The sequence below is a fragment of the Herbiconiux sp. genome (assembly GCF_023264855.1).
GTDB lineage: Bacteria > Actinomycetota > Actinomycetes > Actinomycetales > Microbacteriaceae > Herbiconiux.
This window is the reverse complement of record NZ_JAHFUW010000025.1, coordinates 24,982-38,870: the sequence shown is the minus strand read 5'-3', so window position 1 is coordinate 38,870 and position 13,889 is coordinate 24,982. Positions and strand designations below refer to the sequence as shown.

Sequence of the window (13,889 nt, the reverse complement as noted above, 5' to 3'; positions counted from 1 at the left end):
AGATCAACCCGCGTCGATCATCCGGTAGTCGACGATGTCGCGCAGCACGCTGCCGTAGCCCTCGTTCGTGTTGATGGTGGGGCTCAGCGAATCGGTGCGGTAGCCGATCACGCCGGGGCGGGTGACCAGCGGCACCAGCTCGCTCGACTCGTCGACGGATGCGCAGAGCTCGACCATGGTGGCGTCGCGCTCGGCGCCGGCGGGCTCGGAGCCGGCCGCCACCTGCAGGGCGTTCTGGGCGGGATCGTTGGCCTTGAAGCCGGCGGTGAAGGTCGAGACATCCCCGTTCCACCACTTCGACACCATCGCGGCGTCACCGTAGCCGGCGTACCAGCTGAGGGCGAGGTCGATGTCGCTGGGGCTGCTGGAGTAGATCTTGTCGACGAACGATCCGATGTCGAGGTTCTCGATGGTGAGGTTCACCCCCACGGCCGCGAGCTCCTGCTGCATCACCTGAGCGATCTGCGCCAGCGCGGGCTCGGTGTTGTAGAGCGTGATGGTGAGGTCGAGGTCCTCGGCTCCGGCGTCTGCGAGAGCCTGTTTGATCTCGTCGGTCGTCGGCTTCTCCGAAGGGAGGTCGGCGGCGGGGCAGGCGCCCGGCAGAGTGGCGGGGGTGACACCGGTGGGCAGGGCCTGGCCGGCGAGGGCGATGTCGGAGATCTCCTGGCGGTCGAGCGCGCTGTTGATGGCGAAGCGCACCTTCTGGTCGGCCAGCGGCGAATCCGGGTTCTGCGAGTTGATGATCAGGTAGTAGAAGTCGGTGTTCTGCTGGTTCACCACCCGGGCGTTCTCGGTGCCGCCGAGCAGGTCGAGGGCGTCGACGTTGTTGAAGAAGGCGTAGTCGGCGCTGCCGTCGCGGATGGCGGCAAGGCGGGTGTTCTCCTCGGTCACGATGTCGACGGCGACCGATTCGGGGCCGCGGGTCGCGGCGCCGTAGTAGTGCTCGTTCGGGCCGAAGGTCCAGGACTGGTCCTGCACGTGGTCCTGCACCACGTAGGGGCCGGTGCCCAGCATCGTCGTGGTGATGTCGACCGATCCGTCGGCGATCTCGGTCATCGGCAGGATGGCCGCCGGGGTGTTCGCGAGGGCGCCGAGGAACGACGTGTAGGGCGCAGCCAGCGTCACCGTCACCTCGTTCCCGCCGGTCGCCTGCACCGACGAGACCTGGCCGAGCTGCAGCGACCAGTCCGACTTGCTGTCGAGCAGGCGCTGCAGGCTGCCCACCACGTCGTCCGCGGTCATCGGCCGGCCGTTGGAGAACACGGCGTCGTCGCGAAGCGTGAACACGTACTCGGTGTCGGAGGGCGTGTCCCAGCTCGTGGCGAGACCCGGCTCGATCGAGAAGTCGGGACCGACGGTGACGAGGGTGTCGTAGACCAGGCCCATCAGGGTCCAGGATCGGGCGGTGGTGGCCGTCTGCGGATCGAGCCCGTTCGCCTCCACCGAGTCGTAGTCGAGCTGCACGCTCAGGTCGCCGCCCGTGGCGAGCGACGGATCAGCGACGGCGAGGTAGCCGGGCTGCTCTTCGGTGGCGGCCGTCGACTCCGTCGTCGGGGCCGTGCAGGCGGTCAGAACGAGCGCGGTGGCCAGCAGGCCGATCGCAAGCGGGGTTCTCTTCATCAGGGCGTACTCCTCGGTGCGGGAAGGGTGGAGCGCGGGGAGCCGGATCGTTCCGGCATGGTGGCGAATATAGACCGGTTCCGGAACGGGCGTCAATCGGAAATGGGCTCGGAAACGAAGTCGTAACACGATTCGGCGCGGCGACGGGGCCTCGTACAGCAAGAGGCTCGCGTGCGCGCGAGGCGGGCCACCCGCCGACTTCGGCCGCATTGACCGAGACGTGTTTCCGCGCTAACGTGCTGCCTTGCCGGAACGATCCGGCATGCAATGGTGGGCGACGGACGACTGGCCAGGATCGGAGCACCGGATGACGCAGCGCGAACTCGGCGCCTCGCTGGCCCGCATCACCCGTTTCCCCGTCAAGGGCCTGCCGGGGGTCTCGACCCACCGGGCGCGGATCACTCCGGGTGAAGGCCTGCCGTTCGACCGCGTGCTCGCGATCGAGACCGGTGCCGCCGCTCCCGTCGACGCTGGCGGCTGGCGGCCCCGCGCGGTGTTCCACCACCTCGCGAAGAACCCCGAGCTCGTCCTGTTCGAGACGTCGCTGGCCGGCGACGGCCCCGGGGCGGCCGACCCGCACGCGGGGCTCGACGAACCGGGCGCATCCGTTCTCCTGCGCATCCGCAACCCGGCCGGCGCGGAAGCCCGCATCCGCTTTCCCGAGGTCGACCTCGACGAGGCCAACGGCGAGATCGGCTCGTGGTTCGCCCCCGGTGGCCACGGTGCCGCATCCGTCACCGCCCCGAGCGTGCGGATGTGGGACTGGCCGAAGGCGCTGATCTCGCTGATCAACCTCGAGTCGGTGGCCGCGCTGGCCGCCTCGACGGGGCGGCCGGTGGATCCGCGCCGGTTCCGCGGCAACCTGCTCGTGCAGGGCCTGCCGCCCTGGTCGGAATTCGGGCTGGTGGGCTCCACGATCGCGATCGGCGAGGTGCTGTTCGACGTCTTCCAGCCGACCGACCGCTGCCGGGCCACCACCGTCGATCCCGCCACCGGGGTGGTCGATCTGAACGTTCCCGCCGCGCTCGCCTCCCGGCTCGGCCACATGTACTGCGGGGTGTATCTGCGCCCCCGCAGCGCCGGGTCGATCGCGGTGGGCGCGCCGATCACCGTCGTCACCGGCGCTCCGGATGCCGTCACCGGCGCACCCTGGCCCGATGCTCCGGCGTTGCACCCCGAGGAGACCTGGCCTCGGCTCGCCAGGGTCACGGGCCGCGCCGACGAGACGGCCGACGCGGTGAGCCTCTGGCTCGAGGACTCGGTGGGCCTGCTGTGCCGAGCCGCAGCGGGCCAGCACGTGCGTCTGCACTTTCCGGGCGAGGCCGCGCCGAACTGGCGCAACTACACGATCTCGCGCATCGAGCCGGGGCGGGTGCGCATCACCGTCAGGCGGGCCAGCACCCTGTCCCGCACGGTGCACGAGACCCTGCACGAGGGATCCGAGGTGCTCGTCAGCGGGCCGTTCGGCCGGGTGCAGTTCGCGCCGGCGGAATCGGAGCCGGTCGTGCTGCTGAGCGCCGGCATCGGGATCACGCCCACCATCGCCATCCTGCGCGCACTGGCGGCCGCCGGCTCGACCCGCCCGGTCGCGGTGCTGCACGTCGACCGAGCGGATGACGACGTCGCCCTGCGTGCGGAGCTGATCGAGCTCGTCGAGACCCTGCCGGATGCGCGCCTCACCCTGCACCTGACGGGAGAGGGCGTGGCCCGTTCGGAGTCCGCACGACTCACCGTGCGGGCCGGCCGGCCCTCCCCCGGGCAGATCGCCGAGCTGGCCATCCGCCTCTCCGGCGGTGCCGGCGTACGCCTCGACCCCGTGTCGGCGTTCGTGTGCGGCCCCGCTCCCTTTCTCGACGCCGCTCGCGACGCCCTCGAGGGAGCGGGCGTGCACCGCTCGCGCATCCACTTCGACGTGTTCTACACGCCTGTCCTGCCGGATCCCGAGCCGAAGCAGCCACCGCTTCCCGGCCCCTTCACGGTCGGCTTCGGCCGCGAAGGCGGCGCCGCCACCTGGAAGGCCGACTCCGGCAGCCTGCTCGACGTCGCCGAGGCGGCGGGGCAGGACTGGCCCTCCGCCTGCCGCTCCGGCGCCTGCGGCACGTGTGAGCGGTTCCTCGCCTCCGGAACCGTGGCCTACCTCACCGAACCCGTGATCCGGCCGGCCGACGGCCGCATCCTCACCTGCTGCGCCGTGCCCACCTCGGATGTCGTCCTGCCGGGCGATGCCGAGGCGGCGACCACGGATGCGGCGACCGAATTCGAGACGACCCCCGAAGGAGCCTCCGCGTGAGCGCGACCACTCAGCCGAACGACCGATCCTTCGCCGAGCTGCTGACGCCGGCGCCCGAGGTGTCCGAGAGCGCCGCCGCCGACGTGGCGCGCGCCGTCTTCGGCATCGAGGGCCCGGTCAAGGCGCTCGGCAGCCAGCACGATGCGAACTTCGTGATCGGCGAGGCGCCGCGCGCGGGTGGATCCGGCGGCGGCCGCTTCCTGCTGAAGTTCGCCAACCCGGTCACGCGCACCGAGGAACTTCAGGCGCAGTCGCTCGCGGCCGCCCACCTGGGCGACGCGGCGCCCGGGATCCTGGTGCCGCGCACGGTCACCCAGCCCGACGGAGCCCTGCTCCGCGTCGTCGAGGTGGACGGCCGCACCCTGGCCGTGCGCCTGCTGGAGTTCGTCGAGGGAACGCCGCTGTCCGGCGGGCGGTACCTCGCACCTGCCGTCGTCGCCGCCTTCGGGTCGTTCGCCGCCCGCTCGGTGCTCGCCCTGGCCGCGTTCGCGCATCCGGGAACCGAGCGCGACCTCGAATGGGACCTGCGGCACTCCAAGCGCCTGGTCGACGACCTGCTGCCCTTCGTCGACGACGCCGAGCTCGCCGGACGCCTGCAGGCCGCCACCGCCGAGGCCTGGGCGAGCGTGCTCGAGCGCGAGCCCGAGCTGCCTCGCCAGGTCGTGCACGGCGACATCACAGACGACAACGTCGTTGGGCTCGCGGATGCCTCGGGCCGGCTGGTGCCCTGCGGCATCATCGACTTCGGCGACGTGATGCACAGCTGGGCGGTGTCGGAGATCGCGGTCACCTGCTCGGCCGTATTGCATCACCACGGCGCGACCCCCGCGTCGATCCTGCCCGCGGTGCGCGCGTTCCACGCCGCCCGCCCGCTCGCCCCGGCCGAGGCCGACGTGCTCTGGCCGCTCGTGGTGCTGCGCGCCGCGACGCTGGTCGTGAGCGCTCATCACGCGGCGGCCACCGACCCCGGCACCGCCTACACCCGCGCCAACTTCGAGCACGAGCACCTCATCTTCGAGGTGGCCACGAGCGTGCCGCTCGCCGTGATGACGGGGCTCGTGCGCGAGACGGCGGGGCACGCGTCTCGCGCCGGCGGGTCGATCCCGATCCCCGCACCGGAGGCGGCCCTGCTGCCGGGCCTCGACACCGACCGGGTCGCCGCGCTCGACCTCTCCTCCACCGGCCCCGCGCTCGCCCGCGGTCGCTTCGCCGATCCCGATGCGGAGTCGGCCATCGCGCAGGCGGCCCTCGCCGCCGGTGCCGCCGCAGCCGTCACCCGCTTCGGCGAGCGCCGCCTCACCCGCTCCTTCCGCGAGTCGGCCACCGCGCACCCGTGCTCGGCGCTCGGCCTGGAGGTCTGGTTCGCCGCACCGCAGCCGGTGGCCGCCCCGTGGGCCGGGCTGCTCTCGCGGGTCGACGACACCCACCTGCGGCTGGTGACCGAAGCCGGCACCCTCGAACTCTCGGAGGTCGTGCCGGCCGACGGTCTGCCCGCCGCCGCCGATGCCGACGTGACCGTGGCCGCGGGTGAACTCCTCGGCACCGCTACGCACCTCGGGGTGCGGATGCTGTGCTCCGGCGTCGACACGGCGCAGGTGCCCTGGTTCGCGACCGCCGAGCTCGCGGCCGGCTGGGAGACGCTCGCCGGCGACCCGGCCATCCTGATTCCGGGCGCCCTACCGGCGGCCCCGCGCACCCACCCCGATCTGCTCGAACGGCGCGAGCGCTCCCTCGCCGAGGTGCAGGAGCACTACTACGCCGACCCGCCCGAGATCGAGCGCGGCTGGCGGCACCACCTCTTCGACGCCGACAGCCGCCCCTACCTCGACATGGTGAACAACGTCGCCTCGGTGGGGCACGCGCATCCGCGGATCGCCGATGCCGTGGCCGCGCAGCTGAACCTGCTCAACACGAACTCGCGCTTCAACTACTCCTCGATCGTCGACTTCTCGGAGCGGCTGGCGGGGCTGCTGCCGGGCCCCCTGGACACCGTCTTCTTCGTCAACAGCGGCACCGAGGCCGTCGACCTGGCCCTGCGAATCTCGTGGGCCTGGTCGAACCGGCGCGACGTGGTGTCGGTGCGCGAGGCCTATCACGGCTGGTCGGACGCGGCGGATGCGGTGTCCACCTCGGTGGCCGACAACCCTCAGGCGCTCTCGACGCGTCCTGACTGGGTGCACGCGCTCGACGCGCCGAACGCCTATCGGGGCCTCCACCGGGGAGCCGAGGCGCACCGGTACGCGCAGGATGCCGTGGCCGAGATCGAGGCGCTCGTGGCCGCCGGCCGCGCGCCCGCCACCTTCATCGCCGAGTCCTTCTACGGCAACGCGGGCGGGATGCCGCTGCCCGAGGGATATCTGCAGGCGGTCTACCCGGCCATCCGGGCGCACGGCGGGCTGTGCATCGCCGACGAGGTGCAGGTCGGCTACGGCCGGCTCGGCGAGCACCTGTGGGGCTTCGAGCAGCAAGGGGTGGTGCCCGACATCGTCACCGTGGCCAAGGCGATGGGCAACGGGCATCCGCTCGGCGCCGTCATCACCCGGCGCGAGGTGGCCGACGCCTACCGCTCGCAGGGCTACTTCTTCTCCTCGGCCGGCGGCAGCCCGGTGAGCTCGGTGGTGGGCACGACGGTGCTCGACATCATCCGCGACGAGGATCTGCAGCAGAACGCCCGGGAGGTGGGCGCGCACCTCAAGGCACGCCTCGAGGCGCTGGCCGAACGGCATCCGCTGATCGGCGCCGTTCACGGTCTCGGCCTCTACCTCGGCGTGGAGCTCGTGCGCGACCGCGAGACGCTGGAGCCCGCCACCGAGGAGACGGCGGCGCTGTGCGAGCGGATGCGTGAGCGCGGCGTGATCGTGCAGCCCACGTCCGACCGGCAGTGCGTGCTGAAGATCAAGCCGCCGCTCACCCTCACCACCGCGAGCGCCGACTTCTTCGTCGACACCCTCGACGACGTGCTCACGAACGGCTGGTGAGGCGGACCATCCGCCTGAACATCCATCGCTTACGAGGCGGTGCCGTCCTGGGCCTCGCGGGCGCGGATGAGGTCGGCGACCGTGACTCGGTGGGCCGGCACCGGGACGAGGTCGGGCGCCAGGCCGGCGACGAGCACGGACGGGTCGAGGTTCAGCGCGCCCGCAATACGGATGATGGTGTGCAGCGACGGGTTGGCCTGACCGCGCTCGATCCGGCCGAGGTTCGTGAAGTGCACCGCCGAGAGTTCGGCGAGCTCCATCTGGCTGATCGCGAACCGCAGACGCTCTCCACGGATGCGCGAGCCCAGCAGGCGCGCAGCCTCGGACACGGTCGGATTCACGCCTCATGCTTACCGGCCGCATGTCTTGGAGAACAGAGCGTGGAAACCCGTAGCGTTCACGCTAGTGGCCTATACACCACAGACTCTGGCGGCCCGCGCGCCGTCGGTCGCTCGGGACCCGCCCACGGGACGCGGATCCCGACGTATCCTCGATGGTGTCCGCCCGATGCGATCGAAGGGCCCACCGACCATGAGACAGCTCCCCCGCCGGGCCGCCGCCCTCGTCGCGCTACTGGTCGCGACGCTCGCCGGCTCGACCCTGTTCGGTCCGGCGGCTCTCGCAGACACCCCGGCGCCGACCGCGCCGCCGACCACGGCCGAGATCGCCACCGAAGCCGCCGAGGCCGAGCTGCTCGCGGCGCCCGCACGGCCGTTCGGGTCGCATCCGGAACCGTTCCCGGTGGGTGCGGCGAGGGCACCGGGCGGCACAGCCGCCGCCGACCAGGCCACCGCAGCCGCTTACGACGCATGGAAGGCCGCCTACCTCAAGGCCGGCTGCGGCACCGGCCGCTACTACGTCGACGCCTCCTCGGCGACGAACTCCCTGGTGGTCTCCGAAGGCCAGGGCTACGGGATGGTCGTGACCGCGCTGATGGCGGGCTACGACCCGAACGCCCGCACGGCGTTCGACGGCCTCTACCGCTACGTGCAAGACCACCCGAGCGCCTCCGACCCCGACCTGATGGCCTGGCACCAGGACACGGCCTGCACGAACTACCCGAATGACAACAGCTCGGCCACCGACGGCGACTTCGACATCGCGTACGCCCTGCTGCTCGCCGACACCCAGTGGGGCTCGGGCGGCGCCATCGACTACCGCACCGAAGCGCTGACCATGATCGCGGCGATCAAGCGCAGCGAGATCAATCCGCAGACCCTCCTGCCGCGGCTGGGCGACTGGACGAGCCCGGGCACGACGTACTGGTTCGCCACCCGCACCTCCGACCTCATGGTCGATCACTTCGTCGCCTTCCAGAACGCCACCGGCGACGAGTTCTGGGGGCAAGTGACCCGGGCGACCACGCAGCTCGTGACGACCCTGCAGGAGCAGTTCGCGCCGGAGACGGGCCTGCTGCCCGACTTCGTGGTCGACACCGAAACGGCGCCGAAGCCCGCGCCGCCGGACTTCCTCGAGTCACCCGACGACGGCGCCTACGGCTACAACGCCGCCCGCACGCCGTGGCGCCTCGCCTCCAGCGCGCTGCTCACCGGCGACGCCGCCTCCCGCACCGCAGTGGCGCGGATGACCGACTGGATCGTCGCCGAGACGAGCGGCGTGCCCTCCGCGATCCGTGCCGGCTACGAGCTCGACGGCACTCCGCTGGCGAACTACACCGACCTCGTCTTCACGGCTCCGTTCGGTGCCGGCGGGCTTCCGGATGCGCGCGACCAGGGCTGGGTCGACCGGGTGTGGACGCGGCTCACCTCCGCCGGCACCGGCCAGTACTTCGGAGACTCGATCCGGCTGCAGGTGATGCTGCTCGCCTCGGGCAACAGCTGGCTGCCGCAGGCCACGGCGGCACCCTCGATCGCGCGCATCACCGGCGCCGACCGCTACGCCGTCTCGGCGGCGGTGTCGGCCGGCGTCTTCGCGCCGGGCGCGCCGGTGGTCTACATCGCCTCGGGCGAGGTGTTCCCCGACGCGCTGTCGGCGTCGGCCGCCGCAGGGGCGGACAGCTCCCCGGTGCTGCTCGTCTCGAAGGGGAGCATCCCCGCCTCCGTCGCCGCCGAGCTGACCCGCCTGACCCCGAAACGGATCGTGCTGATGGGCGGTGTCAACACCATCACCCCCGCCGTCGAGACGGCGCTGCGCGGCTACGTCTCCGCTCCCGGCACCGTCGACCGCATCGGCGGTGCCGACCGCTACGCCGTCTCCGCCACCCTGTCGGCGCAGACCTTCGCCCCGGGCGGCCAGGTGGCCTACGTGGCCTCGGGCGAGGTGTTCGCCGACGCCCTCTCGGGCTCCGCCGCCGCCGGCGCGCAGGGCGCCCCGGTGCTGCTCACCCAGAAGAACGCGCTGCCCGCGGTGGTCAAGGCCGAGCTGCAGCGGCTCGCCCCGGCCAGGATCGTGCTGCTCGGCGGGGCGAACACCGTCACCGAGGCCACCCGCAGGGCGCTCGAGTCCGCTGTTCCCGGGGCCGATGTCACGCGCATCGGCGGCGCCGACCGCTACGCGGTGGCTGCCGCCGTCTCGAAGAGGGTGTTCGCGCCGATCCGCACCACCACGGTCTACGCGGCATCCGGAGCCGTCTTCCCCGACGCGCTCTCGGCGTCGGCTGCCGCCATCGCCGCGCACGCCCCCGTGCTGCTCGTGGCCAAAGACGCGGTGCCCGCTGCCACCGCCGCCGAGCTCACCCGGCTCGGCCCGAACGCCATCGTGGTGCCCGGCGGCCCGAACACCGTCTCCGACGCGACCGTCGCCGCCCTCGCCACCTACCTCGTCGCGCGCGGCTGACACGCCGAAGGGCCCGCGCCGGTTCCGGAGAACGAGCGCGGGCCCTCGGAGCAGGCCGGCAGATCAGCCGGCGCAGGTCTCCAGGCGCTCCACCGCGGGCGACACGGTGTTCGGGCCTCCTAAGAGAGTGATCTGCGATGCCCCGAGACTGCGGATCTGCTCCAGCGTCTCCGCCGGGACGCAGGAACCCTGCACCGTGAACAGCGGGGCGTCGACCCGCGGGCCGAACGCCGAGCCGGAAAGTGCATCCGGGTAGTTCGACCCCGTCGCGAGCAGCACCCGATCGGCATCCGTCACGAAGTGCGCGGTGATCGTGCGCGACGCCTCGAACCGGTCTGCGCCGCCGAGGCGCACGGTGTCCGCGATCTTCGCGGCATCCGACTGGATGCCCGCGGAAACCGAGGCCGTGCCACCGGCGACCGCGATCTCCTCGACACCCAGGCCCGTCAACAGTGACTTCGTCGCCGCATCAAGACCCGCGGCCCCGCCATTCACCAGCACGACCGGGCCACGACCGGCCACGGCAGCACCCGCCGAGAGCGCATCCGGGAACGCCAGGCCCGTCGCGAGAACCGCGACCTCGGCGCCCTCCGGGAACGCGTGCTCCGCGATGTTCCGCGACGCCTCGAACCGATCCGCGCCGCCGATCCGGGTCACGGTGCCGAGCTTCGCCAGCTCAGCCTCGACACCCGCACCGATGGTGTTCGAGCCACCCACGATCACGATGTCCGTCGCGCCGAGACGCTTGATCTCCGCCTTCACCGACGCCGGCAGCGAACCAGACCGGGTCAGCAGGATCGGAGCCCCCGCCACGGTCGCCGCCGACGCAGCCGACAGGGCATCCGGGAACACCTCGCCCGACGCCACATACACGGTCGACGAACCGTCCGGCCACCCGGCCTTCGACGTGTTCACCGACACCTCGAACCGATCCGCGCCCGACACCCGATCCACCGCGAGCTCCGGCACGCCCGTCACCACCACGTCGAGCGTGACGGTGGGCGTGGCGAGCTCCTCCTCGGACTCCATGTCGAGCACCGGCAGGCCCTCGGCCGACCAGTGCACCCGGCGCACGAACATGTCGCGCCCGCTCAGGTCGTTGTGATCGGTGCGGGCGTGGAAGACGTAGATCATGTTCCCGTCCTCGTCTTCCGACCACATGCCGTGCCCGGTGCCGAGCTGCCAGGCGCCGTCGTAGAGGCCCGACTTCTGGATGGGGTAGTTCAGCTTCGTCCACGCCGAGGGCGAGGTGAGGTCGGTGTCACCCGAGGCGTCCGCCGTGGCGAGGCCCGTCGTGTACGTGTCGCCCACGGTCGATCCGGAGTAGATCAGCTGCAGCACGCCGTCGTGGTTCACCACGTTCGGGCCCTCGGCGATCGTGTTGTCCCAGGCGTACTCGGGCGCCAGGATGCGCACGGGCTCCGAGGTGAGCCGGGTGGGCTCGGCGGGGTCGACCTTCGCGATGAAGATGGCGCCGAGCTGCTGCCAGGCGTAGTACGACCGGCCCTTCTCGTCCTGGAAGAACGTCATGTCCAGCGAGATGCCGGCCACCTGGTTGAGGTCGGAGCCGTCGGTGCGCAGCACCTTCTCGGGCTTGGTCCAGTTCGCCGGCACGGCCGGGTCGAGGTCGAGACCGGACGCATCCTGTTTCAGCTGCATGATGGACGCGCGGCCCGACCACATGTCGGGATTGCTGCCGTAACAGGGCATGAACAGGATCGACAGGCGCCCGTCGATCTCGTGGTACTCCGGCGCCCAGAAACAGCCGGTCATCGCGGCGCCCTCCGCATCCGTGTCACCTCGCTTCAGCAGGTCGATCTCCGGCGCGCCCGCGGCATCCGACAGCCCGGTGATGGAATCGGCGACCCGGATCGGCATCTTGGCGGCGCCCTGCTGCTCGATGTTGGAGCCGTAGAGGTCGTTGGTGGCGATCATCAGGTACTTCGTGGTGCCGTTCCAGTCGTACTTGTACACCGAGGGGTCGGCGCGCTCGTCGGCGAACGGAACCGGATACGGGGTCTGCTTCACCGTGCCGGTCACCGGGTAGGTGCCGGGCGTCGAGGTGTCGACGGTGCTGGTGTCCCAGGTCACGGGCAGCGATCCGGTGGAGCCGTCGGAGTAGTCCAGGCCCACCGTTCCGGGCAGCTCCAGCGTCGAGGCATCCGTTCCCACCGCGGTGGTGACGTCGCCGAACGGCGTGTATCCCGTGTTCGCGATGCGGCCGAAGCGCTCCTGGAGCGCCGTGACCGTCGCCGCCGGCACGGGTATGGCGCGACCGGCCACGAAGTCGTCGATTCCGGATGCGGCGTCGACCGCGCCCTGCGAGGTCACTGCACCGGCCACCACGGCGCCGCGTGTGCCGGCATCGGCGAGGTCGCCGACCGTGGTGTGCTTCGCGGTGCCGGAGTCGTCGGTCCAGGCCACGAGGTAGGTGTCGGCCGCCGAGTCGTAGACCGCGTGGGGCGCGTTGACGCCGTTGGTCTCGCCGAGGTCGAGCAGACCCACCTCGTCGAACGAGAGCAGATCGGCCGAGGTCGCGATGAGCACGCTCGAGGTGGCCGTGCCATCGGCCCCGCCGCCTCGGGCGGTGCGGGTGGCGATGACGCCGTAGGAGCCGTCTTCGAGGGTGAACACCGACGGGTTCACCAGGCTCCGGATGATGGCGTCCGAGGTTCCCTCGGCCGGGGGCGTCACCGAGGTCTTCGGGAAGAAGATGCCGTAGTTCTCGTTCAGGGGCGTCCAGTCGGCGGCATCCGGAGTCTTCAGAGCGAGGTGCAGGCTCAGCGCCACGTCGGCGTTGTTGGCCTCGTTCGCGCTGGTGGGCGTGCGGTGATAGCCGAGCAGCTGTTCGGTGCCCTCGACCGGGAGCACCGTCACGGTGAAGCGCTTCTGCACCGTCACGTCGGGCGTGCCGGTCTTCGACACGATGGCGTCGACCGTGCCGGTGACGGATCCGTCGGCGTCGACCGCGGCTCCCTCGGCGGCCGTGACCGTGCCGTCGGCCGCGATCGCGATGCCCTGGGCGTTCTGCAGCGTCACCGACGTGCCGTCGACGGCCGGGGGCAGGATGCTGCCCGACACCACCACGGGAGGAAGCACGTAGCCGGCGGCCGCCGCCGCGACCCGCTCGTCGTCACTGGTGGGCAGCACGGTGAGGGTGATGCTCGTGGTCGCGGTGACGCCGCGCACGGTGCTCGTGGCGGTGGCCGTGACGGTCGCGGGGCCCTCGGCCTCACCGGGCTGGTTCACGGTGCCGTCGGCGGCGACGATCGCCGGATCGGACGTGGCCCAGGTCACGGCACCACCGGCCGTGGGCAGACCGACGTAGCTGCTGTCGACCGTCTGGTCGGCGAGATCGAGACCGTCGAGGATGCCCTGGGCGGCCGCGGCCATCTGCTCGGCGTGGATCGCGGCATCCGTGTCGGAGACGGCGGCCACCTCCGCGTCGGACAGCGCGCGGTCGTACACCCGGAAAGTGGAGACCTCGCCCTGGAAGAACGGATCGGGCCACGGTGAGCGGCCGATGGCGTTGAGCGACTGGTCGGTGATGGAGGCCGGTGTCAGAGCGGTCTCGGCCTGCCCCACCTTCACGCCGTCGACGTAGAAGGCGATGCTGCCGGCCGCGCCGTCGATCACCGAGGTGAGGCTGTACCAGCGGTCGGGCTCGAGTGCGGTTCCGGAGCGGGCGTTCACCTCTCCGGCGTTGGACCCGGTCGTGATGGCCGTGCGGGGCGTGTCCCGCACCGAGGCGAAGAAGTAGGAGGTGGGCGAGTCGTTGCCCACGTTCCAGAGGAAGTTGAAGGTCGACTTCATCGAGGCGTCGATCTTCACCTCGGTGGTGACCGAGGCGGAGGTCTTTCCGGCGAGGATGTCGTTCGGCAGGCGCACCCAGGTGGCGCCGCTCGACTTGGCTCCGCCGGAGAAGACGAGTGAGTCGCCCGTCCAGGCGGCGTCGGTGCCGTTGACCACCGAGGCGGCGCCGAGCGCGCCGGCACCGGCGGCGGCGTTCGCCACCGAGTCGCCGGCGGTCTGGGAGAACACGTACTCCCCGATCAGCCCGTCGGCCGGTCGCTCGGCGGCCGTGGCCGCTCCGGCATTCACGAGACTCGTGGCCACGACGGCCAGCGACGCGACGGCTGCCGCGCTCCTGGTCATGATTCTTTTCAACATCGTCGATCCTTCGCTCGTCTTCGAGTTCGTTCCGG

6 protein-coding genes are annotated in these 13,889 nt (G+C 71.6%); 3 read left to right on the top strand and 3 right to left on the bottom strand.

Going from position 1 to position 13,889, the window contains the following annotated elements; all coding sequences use genetic code 11:
* Positions 1 to 3 precede the first annotated feature (3 nt).
* The gene (locus Q0D75_RS11435; RefSeq protein WP_291053392.1) at positions 4 to 1,620 is read right to left on the bottom strand and encodes an ABC transporter substrate-binding protein; all 1,617 of its coding nucleotides are present in this window, start codon (positions 1,618 to 1,620) and stop codon (positions 4 to 6) included.
* Positions 1,621 to 1,927: 307 nt separating this feature from the next.
* On the opposite strand from Q0D75_RS11435, the gene Q0D75_RS11430 reads away from it, so the two are divergent.
* Positions 1,928 to 3,910: an MOSC domain-containing protein gene (locus tag Q0D75_RS11430; RefSeq protein WP_291053391.1), complete on the top strand. Its 1,983-nt coding sequence runs from the start codon at positions 1,928 to 1,930 to the stop codon at positions 3,908 to 3,910.
* Positions 3,907 to 6,888 carry an aminotransferase gene (locus Q0D75_RS11425; protein WP_291053388.1) on the top strand — a complete coding sequence of 994 codons (2,982 nt, stop codon included), beginning with the start codon at positions 3,907 to 3,909 and terminating at the stop codon, positions 6,886 to 6,888. The genes Q0D75_RS11430 and Q0D75_RS11425 overlap by 4 nt, the downstream gene beginning before the upstream one ends.
* A 29-nt stretch (positions 6,889 to 6,917) precedes the next feature.
* Here the strand turns inward: Q0D75_RS11425 and Q0D75_RS11420 are convergent, their stop codons facing one another.
* Positions 6,918 to 7,229 (bottom strand): helix-turn-helix transcriptional regulator, encoded by a 312-nt coding sequence (locus tag Q0D75_RS11420; protein WP_291053385.1) that lies wholly within the window; start codon positions 7,227 to 7,229, stop codon positions 6,918 to 6,920.
* A gap of 190 nt (positions 7,230 to 7,419) precedes the next feature.
* Between Q0D75_RS11420 and Q0D75_RS11415 the strand changes: the two genes are divergently transcribed.
* The gene (locus tag Q0D75_RS11415; protein WP_291053381.1) at positions 7,420 to 9,684 is read left to right on the top strand and encodes a glycosyl hydrolase family 8; all 2,265 of its coding nucleotides are present in this window, start codon (positions 7,420 to 7,422) and stop codon (positions 9,682 to 9,684) included.
* Between the two features lie 63 nt (positions 9,685 to 9,747).
* Here the strand turns inward: Q0D75_RS11415 and Q0D75_RS11410 are convergent, their stop codons facing one another.
* The gene (locus Q0D75_RS11410) at positions 9,748 to 13,839 is read right to left on the bottom strand and encodes a cell wall-binding repeat-containing protein (protein ID WP_291053378.1); all 4,092 of its coding nucleotides are present in this window, start codon (positions 13,837 to 13,839) and stop codon (positions 9,748 to 9,750) included.
* Positions 13,840 to 13,889 lie beyond the last annotated feature (50 nt).